General features: G+C 65.2%; 7 protein-coding genes. 2 read left to right on the forward strand and 5 right to left on the reverse strand.

What is annotated here, in order from left to right; all coding sequences use genetic code 11:
• Window positions 1-98: 98 nt before the first annotated feature.
• The gene (locus tag BFN03_RS13335) at window positions 99-302 is read left to right on the forward strand and encodes a hypothetical protein (protein WP_070379403.1); all 204 of its coding nucleotides are present in this window, start codon (window positions 99-101) and stop codon (window positions 300-302) included.
• A 32-nt stretch (window positions 303-334) separates the two neighbouring features.
• On the opposite strand, the gene fgd is transcribed toward BFN03_RS13335, so the two are convergent.
• Window positions 335-1,342, reverse strand: a complete 1,008-nt coding sequence (fgd, locus tag BFN03_RS13340) for a glucose-6-phosphate dehydrogenase (coenzyme-F420) (RefSeq protein ID WP_070379404.1) — start codon at window positions 1,340-1,342, stop codon at window positions 335-337.
• A gap of 56 nt (window positions 1,343-1,398) precedes the next feature.
• Complete coding sequence (locus tag BFN03_RS13345; protein WP_070379405.1) at window positions 1,399-1,740, reverse strand: YidH family protein; 342 nt, start codon at window positions 1,738-1,740, stop codon at window positions 1,399-1,401.
• Window positions 1,741-1,831: 91 nt separating this feature from the next.
• On the opposite strand from BFN03_RS13345, the gene BFN03_RS13350 reads away from it, so the two are divergent.
• A complete protein-coding gene (locus BFN03_RS13350; RefSeq protein WP_070379406.1) occupies window positions 1,832-2,791 on the forward strand; it encodes an alpha/beta hydrolase in 960 nt (319 codons plus the stop codon).
• Here BFN03_RS13350 and BFN03_RS13355 read toward each other — a convergent pair.
• The 3 genes from BFN03_RS13355 to BFN03_RS13365 are packed head-to-tail and all read right to left on the reverse strand — an operon-like array spanning window position 2,747 to window position 19,618.
• The gene (locus BFN03_RS13355; protein ID WP_070379407.1) at window positions 2,747-14,302 is read right to left on the reverse strand and encodes an amino acid adenylation domain-containing protein; all 11,556 of its coding nucleotides are present in this window, start codon (window positions 14,300-14,302) and stop codon (window positions 2,747-2,749) included. The genes BFN03_RS13350 and BFN03_RS13355 overlap by 45 nt on opposite strands.
• On the reverse strand, window positions 14,289-15,131 hold the full coding sequence (locus tag BFN03_RS13360) for a 3-hydroxyacyl-CoA dehydrogenase family protein (protein ID WP_070379408.1): 843 nt from the start codon (window positions 15,129-15,131) through the stop codon (window positions 14,289-14,291). The genes BFN03_RS13355 and BFN03_RS13360 overlap by 14 nt, the downstream gene beginning before the upstream one ends.
• Entirely contained in the window at window positions 15,128-19,618 is a 4,491-nt protein-coding gene (locus BFN03_RS13365; protein ID WP_232320260.1) for a condensation domain-containing protein, read from the reverse strand. The genes BFN03_RS13360 and BFN03_RS13365 overlap by 4 nt, the downstream gene beginning before the upstream one ends.
• Window positions 19,619-19,641: the final 23 nt, after the last annotated feature.

The following is a 19,641-nucleotide window of genomic DNA, read 5'->3' on the forward strand; positions in this document are numbered from 1 at the left end:
GCCTGTGCATGAACACGATTGGCCATCCCAGGTCGTGCTGCCGCGGGTACCGCCTCCAACCCCGCGTTCGTCCCGTTCGCCTGTACCGACGGTTACCCATGGTCGTCGACACCCGTCCCGGACCTCTCCACGGATGTGTCACGGAGTTCGAGAAGGTCGACGCCGACGATCGCGGCCCCCGATGCGTGTCGATCAGCGCGATGCTCGCCGACCTCGCCGGCAGCCTCGAGACTGGAGTCGAGTTCGACGAGTGGATACCGGTCGTGTTCGACGACCGGCTCGAATGGAAGCCCGCGCGCTGACCGAAATCCTCTTCGGCACAAAGAGTTCCGCCCTACCCCCGCAGCCTGGGCGCGAGGTCGCGCTCGAACAACTCCAAGAACCGCTTCTGGTCGTGACCCGGCGCGTGGAAGACAAGGTGGTTGAGTCCGGCATCGAGGTACGGCTGGATCTGCGCAACCGCTTCATCGGGATCCGATGCCACGATCCAGCGCTTCGCCACCTGCTCGATCGGCAACGCATCGGCAGCCTTCTCCATCTCGATCGGATCATCGATCGAGTGCTTCTGCTCGGCGGTCAACGACAACGGCGCCCAGAACCGGGTGTTCTCCAAGGCCAGGTCCGGATCGGTGTCGTACGAGATCTTGATCTCGATCATCTTGTCGATCTCGGCTGCATCGCGCTCGACCTTCGCCGCACCCTCGGCTACTGCAGGCATCAACTTCTCCGTGTACAGGTCCATCCCCTTGCCGGATGTGCAGATGAACCCGTCGCCGCTTCTTCCCGCGTACCGGGCTACCACCGGACCGCCTGCCGCGATGTATACCGGGATCCCGCCCTCGGGCACGTCGTAGATCGATGCTCCCTTGGTCGAGAAGTACTCGCCTTCGAAGTCGACGCGGTCTCCCAGCCACAGTTCACGCATCAACCGCACCGATTCCCGCAACCGGGCGAACCGTTCCTTGAACTCCGGCCACTGCCCTGAGAAGCCTGTCGCGATCTCGTTGAGCGCCTCGCCGGTTCCGACACCGAGCATGACCCGGCCCGGATACAGGCACCCCATCGTCGCGAACGCCTGCGCTACCACCGCCGGGTTGTAGCGGAACGTCGGTGTCATCACCGACGTTCCCAACTGCATACGGCTGGTGCGCTCCCCCACGGCCGTCATCCACGCGATCGAGAACGGCGCGTGCCCACCCTCGTGCCGCCAGGGCTGGAAATGATCCGATACCGTTGCCGAATCCATCCCGTGTGATTCCGCGAGGACACCCAGCTCCACCAACTCACGTGGACCGAACTGCTCCGCAGACGCCTTGTAACCGAGTTTGAGTTCGTGGGCCACAGTGCACTCCTTAATCCGTCACGTTTGGTTCGCGAGACGCAAACCCCTAATGCAGGTTAGAAGGCGGATACCAAGATGGCGACCGCCGCTCCGATTGCTACTCCTGTCAGTGTCGCCGCGAACAGCCACAGTTCGCGCGGTGGCGGCATGGGCGCATTCTCTCGAAGCGCCTTCTCCACCTGGAGCCACCGCCGCATTCCCACAAGTGACGCGGCCGCGGCGAGCCCTATCAAGACCAGTCCGAGTGTGGTCCGCACCAATGCGGTACTGAAATCGGGAACCAGCTGTTCGATCGCGATACCCCCGGCGAGCAGGGCCAACGAGCTCCGCATCCAAGCGAGGAACGTTCGCTCACTTGCGAGAGTGAATCGCTCGTCGGGCCGGTCTCTGTCGGTCACCAAGTCATCTTTGCACCGGTTCCTTCGATCTGCACCAAGCGGGTACCGCACCGTTCTAAATTGGAAGGGCAGGCCACAGACAGGGGGCGACATGCTACCGTTCAAAGTTCTGCACTCGGCAAATCTTCGGCGCGTTTTGGCGGCTGCGCTCCTCATGCTGCCGGCATGGGCCGGTCTCGGTCCGCCATCCGCGTCCGCGGAGTCGATCACCACGCGGGTAGACGTGTATTCACCGTCGATGGGCCGGTGGATTCCCAACGATGTCATTTCCCCCGCTTCGGGTGGTCCGGCCCCCACTTTCTACCTCCTCAGCGGCATCGGGGGCGGGGCAGACGGCATCTCCTGGTTCAACAACACCGGCGTTCGGGAGTTCTTCGCCGACAAGCATGTCAACGTGGTCATGCCTATCGGCGGGCAGTACAGCATGTATACGGACTGGATCGCGGACGACCCTGTTCTCGGCCGCAACAAGTGGCAAACATATTTGACCAGTGAACTTCCCGCAGCAATCGACAGCCGCTTCGACACCACCGGAGTGAACGCGATCGGCGGGGTATCGATGGCGGGCAGCGCGGTGCTCGATCTCGCCATGCAGACTCCGGGCTTCTACCGTGCGGTCGGCTCGTACAGCGGTTGCCCTATCACGAGCGGCACGCTCGGGCAGGCGATGGTTCGGTCCATGGTCGAGCTGCGTGGCGGAGGCAATGCCGCCAATATGTGGGGAGGTTCGTCAGACCCTCGATGGGTCCAACACGACCCGATGCGCAACGCCGAACGTCTACGCGGCACAGAGTTGTTCATTTCCAGCGGTAACGGTGTGCCCAGCGAAATCGACGATCACCACCCCGCACTGGCGCTGCCTCAGACGATCGGTGGCGGCGTACTCGAAATGGTGACCAATGCTTGTGCGGTCGCGTTCCAGAAGGAACTCGAGGCGCAGGGGATTCCCGCCACCTTCAGCTTCCTCCCCTACGGCACACACTCGTGGGGGTTGTTCGAGACCGAGCTACGGCAGTCCTGGCCCCTCATCTCTCGCGCGATTGGGGCGTGAGGCCAGCGATCTCTCCAGAATCGGCCCGATGACCGCGAGCGCCTCCGGTGTGGTCATGTGCAGGTGATCGCATGGCACCTCGTGCTCGACGACGGTGCCGGCGATCACCGGCTGCCATACGCTCGGCGACGGCTTCGGGCCCTCCTCACCATCAGCGAACCGGGCGGCCCTGAAGAACAACAAGTCGCCGTCGAAGACCTGGGGCTCGTATCCGACGGAGATCTGCTTCGAGTCCGCCAGCCCTGCGTTGACACGCTCGAGGAGCATCGAGGCGAATGCCGAGTCACGGCCGAACGATCGACCGAGCGTCTCGACCAACTGCTCTCGGTACGACGAATCGGCATCGGCGCTATCTTCGGACTCGGCGCCCAGTCCCTCAACACCCAACCCGCGAAGCCACTTCAAGGCGTCGACCTCGAGGTCACCGATTTCGTCCTCCTCCTCGGCAAGATAGCAGTCCATCATGGCGAGCGTGCCGACTTCGGCACCCGACTCGCGCAGTTCGACAGCGACGGCCTGCGCGATCCATCCTCCGAGGGACCATCCCAGCAGGTGATACGGTCCCCGAGGCTGCACGGCCCGTATCTCGGCTGCGTATCGGCGGGCCAATTCCGCGATCGAGTCGAATCTCGTTCCACCACTGAGGACCGGGAGCTGAAGCCCATACGCCGGACGGTCGGGCGCAAGGTACTTGACCAGTCCGGCGTACCCCAGCGCGAGCCCGCCCGCTGGATGCACGCAGAACAGCGCGGGGCGCGCACCGACCGCTCGGAACGGAACCACCACGGCCAGCATGTCGTCGGCCGGCTCTCCCTCGGTCGCCGAAAGATCGACGATGCGGCGGGCCAGACCCTCCGGGGTGGGATGGCGGAATATCCACTGCAGCAGGACATCCGTACCGAGTCGGTTTCGCAGCTCGGCCGCCACCCGGGCCGCCACCAGTGAGTTCCCGCCCAGCTCGAAGAAGCCGTCGTCGACACCGACGCGGGCGACGCCGAGTATCTCGGCGAAGACGTCCACCACCGCTTCCTCGACGGCGTTGGTCGGGGGCCGGAACTCTCGTCGCACAACCTCCGGAACGGGAAGCGCGCGCCGGTCCAGCTTTCCGGTGCGTCCGACCGGCAAATTGTCAAGCACCACCAGCTGCGAAGGCACCATATAGGGCGTCAGGTGAGATCCGGCGTAGCGGATCACCTCGGCGGGGTCGATGCTCATGCCTGCTTCGAGCGTGACATATCCCACCAGCCGATCCCCGGCTCCGCTGTGTACTGCGGCAGCAGCGGCACGTACACCGTCATAGCTCGCGAGCACCGACTCGATCTCACCGAGTTCGACTCTCTGCCCCCGAATCTTCACCTGGAAGTCATTGCGTCCCACATACTCCAGCCGACCTACGGCGGTCCATCGTACGAGATCTCCGGTTCGGTACAGCCGAGAACCCGGGTTGCCGAATGGATTTGCGACGAATGCGGCCGCCGTCGCGGACCTGCGACGGTGGTAGCCGCGCGCCAACCCCGGCCCCGCCGCGTACAGTTCACCGACCGCACCGACCGGGACGGGCTTCAACCAGGTATTCAACACGACCACCTCGATGCCGCAGCTCGGCTCACCGATATGCACCGGCTCCTGCGGCACGAACATCCTGCCAACCGTCGTCTGGACCGTCACCTCGGTGGGGCCATAGCCGTTGAAGACCGAATGCCCCGGTGCCCATCGCGATGCCACCTCGAGTGGCAACCGTTCGCCGGCCACTGTCAGAACCCGCAGGGAGGCGATGCCTTCGGTCCCCATCGAATCGAGAATCGTGGGGGTGAAGAAGGCATGTGTGACCTGTTCAGTCCTGAGGAACTGAGCCAGGTCGGTCCCGCCGAGAATGTCGGGCGGCACGATCACCAGCGTCGCGCCGGCACCGAACGCCAGCAGCAGTTCGAACACGGAAGCATCGAAACTCGGCGACGCCAGATGCGACACCCGGTCGCCGGGCTCGACCGCAAAGCGCTCCCGCTGCTCAGCGACGAAGTTCCCGAGGCCTGCGTGTGTGACCACGACACCCTTCGGCGTTCCCGTCGACCCAGAGGTGTAGAGCAGGAATGCGGCGTGCTCGACGTGCAGTGGGCGCACGCGTTCGGCGTCGGTCACCCGTCCGCTCGAATGCGCTTTGCCCACGTCGGGATCGTCCAGGAGTAGCCATTGCACCACGGGAGGCAGCTTGTTTCGCTGCTCCGAGACCGTCAGCCCCAGCACCGCGCCCGAATCCTCGAGCATTCCGCGGATGCGAGCGGGCGGCAGCTCGGGATCAACCGGCACGAACGCCGCTCCCGACTTGGCGACCGCCCACACCGACAGCACCCATTCGGTGGACCTCGGCACCCCGATCGCAACGAACGTATCGGGGCCCGCGCCCCGGTCAATCAGAGCCCTGGCCACCCGGTTCGACCTTTCATCGAGTTCCCGGTACGACATGGTGACGCCGTTCCCGGACAGGGCAGTCGCCTCCACCGCGAATGCGCTCGCGGAAAGCACATCCGGAAGCGGCCGCCCAGGCACCGGGGGACGGCCCCGCATCGGCACGAGTTCGTCACGTTCCCTGTTACCGAGAATCTCGAGGTCGCCCACTCGTGTCGACGGATCAGTGACCGCGGCTTCGAGCAGACGGACAAACTGCTGTGCCATCGCGTCGACGGTCTCTTCGTCGAAAAGGTCTGTGGGATAGGTGAAGCCGCCCGTGATGCGCTCCGGTTCCCCGTCATCGCCGAACTCCTCGGACAATGTCAACTGGAGGTCGAACCTCGCGATCCTCGTACCGAGGTCGATGCCGTGCACCTCGACTCCCGGCAACGAGAGATCGGGTCGCTGCGTGTTCTGGAACTCGAGCAGCACTTGGAACAGCGGCGAATGCGCCGTCGACCGCGGCGGGTCGAGCACTTCGACGACCTTCTCGAACGGGACCTCCGAGTGTGTGTAGGCGCCCAGGTCGACGCCCCGCACCTGCTCGAGAAGTTCGCTGAACGGGCTTGCATCGCAGACTAGGGTGCGCAGAACCACCGTATTGACGAACATCCCGACAACGTCGTCCAGCGCAGCCTCACCTCGCCCGGCGACCGGAGTTCCGATGGCGATATCCTCGACGCCGGAAATCTTGGCCAGAAACGCTGCGAGGGCGGCGTGCGCAACCATGAACACCGTGCAGCGGTGTGCGGAGGCCAGTTCCGTGACTCGGCGATGCAGGCTGGAGTCGATTTCGAAGCCGACGCGGTTGCCGTCGGGCGACCGTTTCATCGTGCGCGGCCGATCGGATGGCAAATCCAGGGCCGCCGGCAGTCCCGCCAACGCGTCGCGCCAGTACTCCAACTGTCGCGACATCAGCGACTGCGGATCACCTTCGGAGCCGAGGACTTGTCGTTGCCAGATCGCGAAATCGGCGTACTGGACCGTCAGCGGTCGCCACTGAGGCGCATCCCCCGACTTCCGCGCGATGTACGCCAGCATCACATCACGCGCGAGCGGGATCATCGATACACCGTCGGCGAGGATGTGGTGTACGACTATCAGTAGTGCTCGTGAGTCGTCGGATATCTCGAACACGGCTGCCCGCAACGGAACCTGCTCTGTGACGTCGAATCCCATTGACGCAGCCTCCGCGAGCATCCGTTGCAGATCCGTCTCCCCGGATACCCTGCTGACTGGTATGTCCGGCGACGACTCCGAAGCCGACAGGATGAGCTGCATCGGTTCGCCGCCGGCCATGGGGAAACGGGTCCGCAGTGACTCGTGACGCCCCACTACATCCGACACCGCCATCCTCAGCGCGCCGATCTCGAGGGCTCCGGTAATCCGGAACGCCATCACGATGTTGTGGACTGGCGAAGAGGTATCGAACTGGTTGAGGAACCACATGCGAGTCTGTGCGAGAGACAAAGGAATTCGCTCGGGACGTACCGCTGCCTCCAATACCGGGCGGTCTTTACGCGCCTCCGCGTCGACGGCGCGTTCCGCGAACGCCGCCACGGTCGAGGCCTCGAACAAAGAATGCACGCCGACCTCGACGTCCAGGGCGGCATCGACCCGTGCAACCACCCGCGTGGCGGACAGTGAGTCTCCGCCCAGTCGGAAGAAATCGTCGTCGCTACCGACACGATCGAGGCCGAGAACGTCGCCGAACACCTCGGCCACGACCGCCTCGGTCGGGTTCGCCGGCGGCCGGAACCGAGCCGTGGTGGTTTCGGGTGGGGGCAAGGCACCACGATCAACCTTCCCACTCACCGTCACCGGCAACTCCTCCAACACCACCACCACCGACGGCACCAAATACCCCGGCAACACCGACCCCGCAAACCCCACCACCACCTCCGGATCCACCACCACACCCCAATCCGGCACCACATACCCCACCAACCGCGACCCCCACACCACCACCACCGCCCGCGACACCCCCACACACCGAGCCAGAACCGACTCCACCTCCCCGAGCTCCACCCGCTGCCCCCGCACCTTCACCTGAAAATCACCACGCCCCCAAAACTCCAACACCCCCTCCGACGACCACCGCACCAAATCCCCCGTCCGATACAACCGCGCACCCGACACCGCAAACGGATTCGCCACAAAACTCGCCGCCGTCAAACCCGGACGATTCCGATACCCCCGCGCCAAACCCCCACCCCCCACATACAACTCCCCCACCACACCCACCGGCACCGGACGCAACCACCCGTCCAACACCACCACCGACACACCCCGACCCGGACCCCCCACCGACACCACACCCCCCGCCACCAACGGCTCAGACACCGTCGCCTGCACCGTCACCTCCGTCGGCCCATACGCATCGAACAACTCCCGACCCGGCGCCCACGAGGCCACCAACTCCGGCGCACACACCTCACCGGCCACCACCAACACCCGCACACACCCCAACCCCCCAGGCTCGAGCGTCGCCAACACCGACGGCGTCACAACACAATGCGTCACCCCCTCCCCCTCGAGCACCGCCGACAACTGCGCACCCCCCACCACCGACGACGGCACCACCACCAACCGCGCCCCCACCGAAAACGCCATCAACCACTCGTACACCGACGCATCAAAACTCGGCGACGCCACATGCGACACCCGCGACGACGACGACACCGAAAACCGATCACGCTGCTGCGCAGCCAAACTCGCCACACCCTCATGCGTAACCACCACACCCTTCGGCGTCCCCGTCGACCCCGACGTATACATCACATACGCCGCATCACAGACCCGCACCGGCGCAACCCGATCCGAATCCGACACCGGCCCAGCCGACACACCCTCCCCGAAACCCGGCCCATCAACCTCCAACCACTCCACCCCACCCCCGAGCCGGCCACCCGACAACGACAACCCCACCACCGCACCCGAATCAGCCACCAACCACTCAACCCGCGCCGCCGGCAACCCCGGATCCACCGGCACGAACGCCGCCCCCGACTTCGCCACCGCCCACACCCCCACCACCAACTCCACCGACCTCGGCAACCCCAACGCCACCACCGAACCCGGCCCCACCCCACGAGCAATCAACACCCGCGCCCACCGAGACGACCACCCATCCAACTCCCCATACGACAACCGAACACCCGCACACGACACCGCCACCGCCAACGGATCCACCCGAGCACCAGCCACCAACACCTCCCCCAACGAGCGCCCCACAACACCCACACCCCCACACACCAACCCCACACCACCACCAACATCCAACCCACCCAACACCACACCCGGATCGGCTGCCATCGCCTCGAAAACGCTGGTGATGCGTCCTGCCATCGTTTCCACAGTGGCCCGATCGACGAGGTCGGGTAGGTAATGGAAGGTCATCCGCAGGCGGGTACCCACCGAGAACGCCACGCTCAGCGGGTAGTGGGTAGCGTCGGCACCACTGACGTCGACCACGCGGAAACCGGCGAAATCGGTATCCTCCGTGAGTCCTTCCCGGTCGATCGGGTACGACTCGAACACCGTCGCCGTATCGAATTCGATGTCCTGTCCAGCCACCCGCAGGATGTCGGCCAGACCGAGGTGGTGGTGGTCGAGCAGAGCGGCTTGCTCCGCTTGTGTCCGATCGAGCAACTGCCCCAGTGTCTCCCGTGGATTCAGCGTGACTCTCACGGGAACCGTGTTGACGAACAACCCGATCATCGACTCCACGCCTGCCAACTGCGGCGAACGGCCGGACACCGTGCCACCGAAAGTCACGTCCGTTCGAGAGGTCGCCGCACTCAACACAATCCCCCAGGCGACCTGGGTCATGGTGTTCATGGTGACGTTCCGGTTTCGCGCAAGCGTTGCGAGGTCCGCGGTCAGGGTCTCGGGCAGCGTGAAGTCCACCTGCAAGGGCAGGGACGAGAGATGTTGCCCCCGAGCCTGCGGCAGGAGCAGTGTCGGACCGTCGGCTCCGGCAAGCGCAGCCGACCAGGCCGCACGCGAGGGTGTCGGGTCCGAGCGATCGAGCAAGGCAAGGAAGTCCCGGTAGGGCCGAGGCTTCGGCAGCGAAGGAGCATCCCCCTCCCCAATCACATAGAGAGCGAGTAGATCCCGGATTGCCAGCGGCATCGACCATCCATCCAGCAAGGTGTGATGGTTGGTCCACACCAGACGGGCTTCGTCGGGGCCGGTGAGTACGAGAAGAAACCGCATCAACGGCGCCCTCGATGTGTCGAATGCCTCGGCCCGGTCGGTGAGACGAATCCGGTCGAGTTCGGCAGGGCGCTCGTTCTCTGGCACACCTGTCAGGTCGAGCACACGGAACGGTAGCTCGACTGCCGCAGGTACCGCCTGCACGAACGTCCCGTCGGCCGCTGGGACGAACGCCACCCTGAGGTTCGCGTGCCGATCCAGTAATGCTTGTGCTGCCATGCGCATCCGGACCGGATCGACGGCGCCCTTCAGGTGCAGTTCCACCTGCACCGTGTATGCGTCGATCGACGGCTTCGCCATCAGTGCGTGAAAGAGCAACCCCGCTTGCAGGGGAGTGGGTGGCCACACATCGGTCAGCGTCCCGAACTGCTCCTCCCACCCGTCGAGGTCGCTCTGGGTCACCGCAACGAGAGGAACGTCTGAGGGAGTGAGCCCACCGGCATGTGGACTGCGGGCGTGGAACACCAAGGAGGACACTGCTTCACACCAACAATCGGCGAGACGCTGGACCTCCTGTCTGCATAGCAGGGTGCTCGGGTATCCGAAACTCACCCGGAGTCGTCCTCCCACCACGATCGCGTTGACCTCGATGGCGGCGGATGCCGGCATGTCCGGATCCGGTTCGTACGAGAGGTCGCCGAACCCCTCTGCCGGGTTCCACCCGATTTGGGCATCGTGATTGCTACCGTCCGGAACCTGGCCGAGATAGTTGAAACTGATCTGTCCCGGTTCGGTTCCGGGCAATACCTTCGCGGCGTCGGGATTGAGGTAGCGGAGCAGTCCGTATCCGATGCCCATGCCGGGCACCGCGCGGAGTTGCTCTTTCACCAGTTTGATTGCCTTACCCATGTGAGAGCCGCCGGCAAGGGCGTCGCCGAGATCGATGCCATCGAGATCGACACGGACCGGGAAGACCGTCGTGAACCAGCCAACCGTGCGGGACAGGTCGGCGCCCGGCACGATCTGCTGCTCACGTCCGTGACCTTCGAGTCGGATCAGCATGGACGTCTCCCGAATTCCACGCTCCGCGCGCCAAGCCGACGAGGCCACGGCCAGCGCAGTCAGAAGCACATCGAGGGCGCCCCCGTGATACATCTGTGCGGCCGTGGTCAGCAGCACCGACGTGTCGCCGGAGGTCGTCTCGACGCTCACATCCTGTAATACGGTCGCCACGTCCACGCCGGGATCCAGAGGGCGGTCGGTGATCAGCGGGTCGGGCGCCGAGATGATGCTCTGCCAGCGCGCCAGCTCGACCGTCCGCTCACTACGACATGCTTCTTCTTCCAGGGCGTACGCCCACCTACGCATCGACGTCCCCGTTTCCGGGAGGTCCGCGGCCTGCCCTGCCGAGATCTGCGACCAGGCGGCGGCGAAGTCGGGCAGCAGAATCCGCCAGGACACGCCGTCCACTGCAAGATGATGAGCCACCACGATCAAGCGACCCGTCGGTGCCGAGTCCCGTGCACTCGGTACCGGGTCGAGCCAAACGAACTGAACAACGACGCCGTCGAACGGGCGCAACCGCTCGACGGCCGCCTGGTGCTCGGCCGTCACGAGCGCCGAAAGCGCATCGGCATCGGCGTCCGCATCGAACACCACCCGGCGGATCATCGACTCGGCATCGCGGTCGGTTGCCGGACGGGTCTCCATCTGCCACCGTCCGTCGGTGGCGCGAAGCAGTCGCGACCGCAGCATGTCGTGGTGGGCGATCACCGCGGTGGCGGTCGCAGCGAGTGCGTCGAATTCGATTCCACTCGGCAGTTCGACGAGGATGCTCTGGCTGAACCGTTCGAAGTGTCCTCCCCGCTCGATCAGATACCGAACCACGGGGGTCAGCGGGAACGTCCCGACTCCGCCACCCTCGAATTCGCCCAGGCGAACCTCGGCGTCACCGTCCGCCGTCTCCGCTGCCGCTGCCAACGCGGCCACCGTCCTGTGTTCGAACACCTGTTGCGGGGTCAACAACAGGCCACGCGCCTTGGCCCTCGACACCACCCGGATCGACAGGATGCTGTCGCCGCCCAACGCAAAGAACGAGTCGTGCAACCCGACCTTCTCCACACCGAGTACTTCGGAAAAGACCGACGCCAGCGCTCCCTCTGCCAGTGTCCGCGGCTCCACGTAGGCCTCTGTGGTGGTTTCGGGTGGGGGTAAGGCACCACGATCGACCTTCCCACTCACCGTCACCGGCAACTCCTCCAACACCACCACCACCGACGGCACCAAATACCCCGGCAACACCGACCCCGCAAACCCCACCACCACCTCCGGATCCACCACCACACCCCGATCCGGCACCACATACCCCACCAACCGCGACCCCCACGCCACCACCACCGCCCGCGACACCCCCACACACCGAGCCAGAACCGACTCCACCTCCCCGAGCTCCACCCGCTGCCCCCGCACCTTCACCTGAAAATCACCACGCCCCCAAAACTCCAACACCCCCTCCGACGACCACCGCACCAAATCCCCCGTCCGATACAACCGCGAACCCGACACCGCAAACGGATTCGCCACAAAACTCGCCGCCGTCAAACCCGGACGATTCCGATACCCCCGCGCCAAACCCCCACCCCCCACATACAACTCCCCCACCACACCCACCGGCACCGGACGCAACCACCCGTCCAACACCACCACCGACACACCCCGACCCGGACCCCCCACCGACACCGCACCCCCCGCCACCAACGGATCGGACACCGTCGCCTGCACCGTCACCTCCGTCGGCCCATACGCATCGAACAACTCCCGACCCGGCGCCCACACAGCCACCAACTCCGGCGCACACACCTCACCGGCCACCACCAACACCCGCACACACCCCAACCCCCCAGGCTCGAGCGTCGCCAACACCGACGGCGTCAGAAAACAATGCGTCACCCCCTCCCCCTCGAGCACCGCCGACAACTGCGCACCCCCCACCACCGACGAGGGCACCACCACCAACCGCGCCCCCACCGAAAACGCCATCAACCACTCGTACACCGACGCATCAAAACTCGGCGACGACACATGCGACACCCGCGACGACGACGACACCGAAAACCGATCACGCTCCTCCGCAGCCAAACTCGCCACACCCTCATGCGTGACCACCACACCCTTCGGCGTCCCCGTCGACCCCGACGTATACATCACATACGCCGCATCACAGACCCGCACCGGCGCAACCCGATCCGAATCCGACACCGGCCCAGCCGACACACCCTCCCCGAAACCCGGCCCATCAACCTCCAACCACTCCACCCCACCCCCGAGCCGGCCACCCGACAACGACAACCCCACCACCGCACCCGAATCAGCCACCAACCACTCAACCCGCGCCGCCGGCAACCCCGGATCCACCGGCACGAACGCCGCCCCCGACTTCGCCACCGCCCACACCCCCACCACCAACTCCACCGACCTCGGCAACCCCAACGCCACCACCGAACCCGGCCCCACCCCACGAGCAATCAACACCCGCGCCCACCGAGACGACCACCCATCCAACTCCCCATACGACAACTGAACACCCGCACACGACACCGCCACCGCCAACGGATCCACCCGAGCACCAGCCACCAACACCTCCCCCAACGAGCGCCCCACAACACCCACACCCCCACACACCAACCCCACACCACCACCAACATCCAACCCACCCAACACCACACCCGGATCCTCGATCCCAGCGGCGAGAACACGGGCAAGCTGCTCTGATTCGCCTGGGCGGTCTGCGTCTACAACCCAGCAACCCTCCCCGACTTCGACGGCGAAAAACTCGACGTCCGTCGGTGATTTCCATCGATCCATCACGGTGATGCCGCAGTCACCGATCCGGTCGACACCGAGTGGTTCCCGCACTGCTCCCACCACCGACCACGGAACCGGCTCTGACGCAGGCGCATCCGCAGGAGCGACGAAACGATGCCGACGGGATCGCCGCAGTTGCAGGCCCACCTGCCGCGTCAATGCTTCGAAGGACTGGCTCGGTGCGAGGGCAAACCTGACGGGCTCGATTCCTCCTTGCGACCGGTGTCCGAGCACCACGTCATCGACGCCGGTGCGGCGGTGCCAATACACCGCAAGCGCGGCCAACAGCACAGCGGCAGGCCCACCACCGCTGCGGCGGACCAGTCGGGCTAACGCACTTCGGACCGGAATCTCTACTCGGCGTGCGCTTTCCCGGTCGGGACCCGAGGCCGGCGATGCCTCCGCTCGAGGCGCCTGTTCGAGCAACTGTGCCCAGTAGTGACGGTCGGCGCTCCACGCGTCACTCTCGCGGTAGCGCGCATCAGCCGCGAGCTGGACTCCGGGCGCGACGAACGGCGAGGGTTCCACTGGATCCGCAGTTCGATTCGCCCGCTCGGCCCCGTAGATCTCGGCGGTTCGCCCCACCACTGCATTCATGCCGGGCTCGTCACCGACGAGTCGGTGGTAGCGCTGGAACCAACCGTATCGGGCGTTCGGAAGCCGGAACAGGACGTGCGAATACATCGGTCCGGCGAAAGCGTCGAACGGCCGGCTTACCAAGTCCGCGATCAGTGACGCCACCCGGCAACCGAGTGTGATGCCCGGTTCCGCCGCGTGATCGCTCGATTCGGTCAGGTCGACGATGTCGGGGCCGGTCACAGGTGCGACGCCGGTGATCCTGCCCGGATCCGAACCCTCGAGCACGAAAGTGTCTTGCAGGCCGGGGTACTCAGTCAGTGCCTGCCGCAGTGCGCGGCAGAAGGCGTCCTCATCGAGCGGACCGTCGAGTTCGAGGTACTGCCCGAAGGAGGTATCACCCTGCCCAGTGCCGAGCACCGTTCGTTGGTCGTAGGTGAGCGGTAGGAACTCACCCGTAGTCATGGAACCCTCGCCCGGTCTTACGCCCGCAATGACCGGCCTCGACCAGAGCGACGAGCGCCGAAGGCGGGCGGTAGTGATCGTCTCCGGTCAACTCGCGCAGCGCGGTCATCGTGTCGCGGACGTTGTCGAGGCCGATCAGATCTGCGGTGCGCAGCGGTCCCATTGGGTGGCCGAGGCAACCCTCGAACAGGGCATCGACGGTTTCGGCGTCGGCGAGACCAGCGTCCACTGCGGTCGCCGCCTCACCGATACACAGCATGAGAACGCGATTGAGCACGAAGCCAGGTCTGTCACCGACGACGATGCCGGTCTTGTTCAGCGATTCGACGAGCGCGAGCGCACGGTCGAGCGACTGCGCAGACGTGCGCGGGCCCCGAACCACCTCGACCGTGTCCTTGAGCGGTGCGGGGTTCATGAAGTGCAGGCCGACGACATTCTCAGGCCGTGAGGTGTTCTCCGCGAGCTTGTCCACGGGAATGCCCGACGTGCAGGAGGCCAAGAGGGTGTCGGGTGGACATACTCGACCGAGTTCGGCGAACACCCTCTCCTTGAGATCGATTCGCTCGGGAACGCACTCGATGACTACATCGGCCTCGGACAGATCGGACATCTGCCCCGTCCAGTTCACCCGCGCCGCCACATCTCGAGGTTCGGTGCCATCACGTCGGCCGAGAAGTATCGCCAGGCGCAGCGAGTCCCTCGTCCGCGACCGGGCCAGTTCGACCATCTGAGGATCAGGCTCTACGACGACGACCTCGTGGCCGGCCCTCGCGAGACATTCGGTCACCCCCGCGCCCATCGTTCCTGCCCCGACCACACCCACGTTCATTGCACCGTCTCCGACGAGTGAGGCGTTAATTGAGCTGCCTTCGAGGAGTGATCGGCCTCGTCTTGCTGAACGTATTCCATCGCTACTTCCTGGGCGGGGAGGTCCGGGTGAACCGCCAGCTCCGTCACTAATCGACAGAGATCGTCGAGCATCGCTTCGACCGTGCCTTCGTCGAAGAGGTCTGTGGCGTACTCGAGTTCGAGTGTCGGTCCCGGTGCGGGTGCCGATCCTTGCCCCCGGGTCCGCGAGAGACCGAGTTCGACGGTGGTGCCCGGCGGTTCGCTGACGCTGCGCTCTCCGTCACAGCGCACCGGGAAGAGCTCCGCCGCCGCACTCACGGTTTCGTCCGAGGACAATTGCCGACGCACGGCCGACACCAACTCGTGGAAGGTGGGTTCGTCGGACATGTCGACGCTCACCAGCCGCGACCGGGCGCCCGGGGCCGCTGCAGCGGCGACGGTGATCTCGTCCTCGGCGGTATACCAGGCGAGCAGCGTGAGCCAAGCGGCGAGCAGTTCGGACTCTTCCGGATCGCCATCGAAGGGCCGACTCACCCACCCGGGCACATAGCTGGGCGGTTTCGAACCATTCGACGTTTTTCGGGGGCGGTCCGCCGGAACCAACGGCGGTGACACCGACAGCGGGCGGAGTGTCGATACCTCGGACGGCTCCTCGAGGAACATAGAAATCGGCTGTGCGTGAGAAGCGCTCGCGAGTGCCTCGAGGATCCCGAGATACTGCGCGCAGAGCGCCGCTGCGGTCTGCTCTGTGAACAGTTCCGTGCTGAACTCGAGCCCGGAAGCCATGCCCTCCTCGCCTGCCCGCTCCGTAGTGATGAGTGTGAGATCGAACTTGGCCGTACCGGATGGCACGCCACCGAATGCGATGGCTCCGGGACTCTCCTGGTCGAACAGCGTTTCGGTGAGTCCGTGTTGCGACTGCCGAGCAGGTAGTTGCTGATGAACATGGCACACGTCGAACAGCGGCGTCCGGCTCATGTCGCGGTCGCCGGTCAGTGCCGTGACGACACGGTCGAAGGGGATCTCCTGGTGCTCGAGGGCGCCGAGCACCACACTCCGCACACGAGCCAACAGTTCGGTGATGGTCGGATCGCCGGACAGATCGGCACGCAGCGCCACAGTGCTGTTGAAGTATCCGATCAAGCTCTCGAGTTCGGGGCGATTCCGCCCCGTCGTCGGGGTCCCGACAACTAGATCACGCTGGCGACTCCGGCTCGCCATGAGAAGGTAGAAGGCCGAGAGCAGGACCACGAACAGCGACACCGACTCGCGTCGCGCCACCGCCCGCAAGCTCTCCGTCAACTCCTGGGAGACCTTGAAGGTGTGGAACGCACCGGTGAAGTTCTTTCGTTCCGGGCGTGGGAAGTCGGTGGGCAACCGCAACACCGGAACGTCCTGCAAGACCGTTCGCCAGTACTCGAGTTCCGCATCGAGCGACGTACCCGCGAGCAGTTCCCGCTGCCAGAGCGCATAGTCCCAGTACTGGAGAGGCAACGGGGCCAGATCTGCCGGCCGACCGGATACCCGCGCCCCGTACAAGGCGGGAATCTCCCCTTCGAAGATCCGCGGCGACCCACCGTCGTTGACAGAGTGGTGTGAAGTGACCTGTAGTACGTGTTCGTCCGGGCCGAGCTTGATCAACAGCGCCCGAATCAGTGGGTCGGTGGCGAGATCGAACGGCACGATCGCGGCCTCGTGCACGAGCACGCGCGCCGCGGCAACGGGGTCCGATTCACCCGACACGTCGGCAGTCCGGAAGAAGTCACCGAGGGACTCCCTGATCCGCAGTTCCGGTTCTCCGTCGACCTCAACGTAGTTGGACAGCAGCACCCGGTGCCGATCCGCGAGATCCTCCCACGTGCCGCGCACGGCGGCCGCGTCGATCGGCCCGTGCAAGTCGGTCACCATCGGCAGGTTGTAGATCGTCGTCGTGGCGTCGAGCTGGTGGTGGAACCACATGCGTGTCTGCCCGTAGGACATCACCGGTTGATTTCGCGGTGTGATCGGGGGCAGTCCGCCGGATCGAGACATGCCGTCGCCGAGGAGTTCGGCGAAGTCGGCGACCTTGGGTCGCTCGTAGAGGTCGATGAGCTTGGGCCGGAACCCGAAACGCTCCGCCACCTTGTCGACCAGTTGCATGGCGATCAATGAGTTTCCGCCAAGATCGAAGTAGTCGTCCTCACCGCCGATGTCGGTCTCGCTGTGTAGCAACTCGCGCAGGGTCGCCTGTAACCAATCGAGGCTGTCCTCGGGTGCAGTGGACACGGGAACCGGATTCGATTCCGGCGAACGAACTGGCGAACGGGATTCCGGGGGGTGATTCCAATCGGGAGCGTCCGGGAGATCGAACCAGCACCTCGAGTCACGCATGGGGTGCCCGGGCAGGCGCACCCTCCGGGCGGAGTCGTCGCCCCGATCCACGCATGCCCAGTCCAGATCGACTCCGCACTCGTACAACCGAGCAAGAATCGCAGTAACTGGCTCGGTGCCATCTGCTGCGTAAACGACCTCCGCATCCGTTCGGTCATCGAGAGCATCGGCGAGCAATCGGCCCAGACGCCCGGTTGGGCTCGGTTCGACGAAGACGACAGGACCCTCGGCAAGCATGTTCTGCGCGACGGCCACGAGTCGGTCTGCGTCGATGGTGGGGTTCGCCGCCGCGTTGGCTATATCGGCGGCGGTCACGTCCGAGAGCGTGCCCAGCAGATAGCGCGCGGCGTAGCGGGAAACCCCTGCGCTGAGGACGGCAGTCACCCCGACGCCCGCGGCGAGCAGTTCCCGATGGGCCGCGACCTGACCTGCAAGGAGGTCCACCTCATCACCGGAGGCTGGAAGTTCGGGTGGCAACGCTCGACCGCGTAGCCGCGATGGCATCGGGTCCGGCGACAGCAGCAACGCCACAGACGGGGTGTGCCGAACTCCGGCATCCGAAAGCTCTTCGCGCCCTTCGAGTTCTTTGGCTCGCGTACGGAGAGAATCCGAAAGTTCGATGCTATTGCGTGCCCGGACCGCCACCCGATGTTCATAGTGCGGGCGACCACGGTTGAGGGTGAACACGACATCGTCGAGGTCCAGACCGCGTACAGCCGTCGACAGGTCGGCACACAGAGTAGCCAGCGCGCCAGGGCTCTTTGCCGACACCCCGACCAGTCGTGCCACGTCGAGGTGTTGGGTTCGAGACACCGGGTCGGGGCGTGGCGGTTGCTCGACCACACAGTGCGCGTTGATGCCGCCGAGGCTGAACGAGCTCACTCCCGCTCGTCGTGGACCGCTCTCGTCGCACCACGTCCGCGCCTGCGTGACCACCTCGATACCACTGCCCGCGAGATCGACCCCGCCGGTGGCCTGCTCGAAGTGCAACGACGGATACAGCTCACCGTGCTCGACTCCGACGATGGCCTTGACCAGACCGGTCACCCCGGCAGCGTGGTCCAGATGACCGATATTGGTCTTCACCGAACCGATGGGGAGCACGCCCGACCTACTCTCGAACGCTGTCGCGATCGCCTCGAGTTCGACAGCATCTCCCAGCGGCGTGCCCGACCCATGAGCTTCGAGATATCCGGCATTGCTTGGCTCGAGCCCCGCATTCCGCCAGGCCCGGGAAATGACCGCCACCTGCGCCCGGGCACTCGGTGAACTGATCGTGGCCGTCGAGTGGCCACTCGACACCGTTGCTGTTCCGCGGATCACGGCGTGCACGGGAACTCGATCGGCCCGGGCGCGTGCCATCGTGGTGAGGAGAAGAGCCGCTCCACCCTCGCCCACTGCAGTACCGTCCGCGTTCGCATCGAACGCCCGACAACGCCCGCCAGGTGACATCAGTTCCTCGGAGCCGGGTCCCATATCCGCGCGGACTCCGTTCACACGCAAGCTGATACCGCCCGCGAGGGCGAAGTCGGCGTCGCCGGAACGCAACTCCCGGCAGGCGTGATGCACGGCGATGAGTGACCCGTTGCAGCCCGAGTCGACGGCGTAGCAGGGCCCGGTGAGCCCGAGGTGATACGCGATCCGCGCCGGCACAGCGAACGGGACGTTGCCCAGTGTGCTCAGCACACCCGGTTCCGCCCAGATCGCGGGGTAAGTCGAGGCCGGACCGCTGAACACCACAGCTGTCGAACTGTCGGCAAAATCCGCGGTCGAGTATCCGGCATCCTCGACTGCCTGGTGCGCGAGGACCAATGCCAGTCGCTGCTGCGGGTCGATCAACGACGCTTCTCTTTTGGACAGGGTGAAGAAGGAGTAGTCGAATGTGGCGATGTCCTCGACGAACCCCATGGGCCGGTAGTCCGATGGCTGACCGAGCCCGGTCGCCTTCGCCCGGGTTCGCGAGAGGGGCCGCACCGAGTCCCGGCCTGCGGAAAGGTTGGTGCGGAACTCCTCCAGGTTCGAGGCCTCGGGGTAGCGCACGGCCATACCAACCACTGCGATGTCGTCGTCGTTCAGTGCGCGAAGTCGCGTCGTCAAGATTGCCTCCCAATCAAGATGCC

The sequence above is a fragment of the Rhodococcus sp. WMMA185 genome, from assembly GCF_001767395.1.
In the GTDB taxonomy this organism is placed as follows: domain Bacteria; phylum Actinomycetota; class Actinomycetes; order Mycobacteriales; family Mycobacteriaceae; genus Rhodococcus_F.

Bases quoted from the DNA above. Each gene is read 5' to 3' on its own strand.
- BFN03_RS13360 (WP_070379408.1), bottom strand. From the start codon at position 15,131: ATGAACGTGGGTGTGGTCGGGGCAGGAACGATGGGCGCGGGGGTGACC.
- BFN03_RS13355 (WP_070379407.1), bottom strand. From the start codon at position 14,302: ATGACTACGGGTGAGTTCCTACCGCTCACCTACGACCAACGAACGGTG.
- BFN03_RS13350 (WP_070379406.1), top strand. From the start codon at position 1,832: ATGCTACCGTTCAAAGTTCTGCACTCGGCAAATCTTCGGCGCGTTTTG.
- BFN03_RS13335 (WP_070379403.1), top strand. From the start codon at position 99: ATGGTCGTCGACACCCGTCCCGGACCTCTCCACGGATGTGTCACGGAG.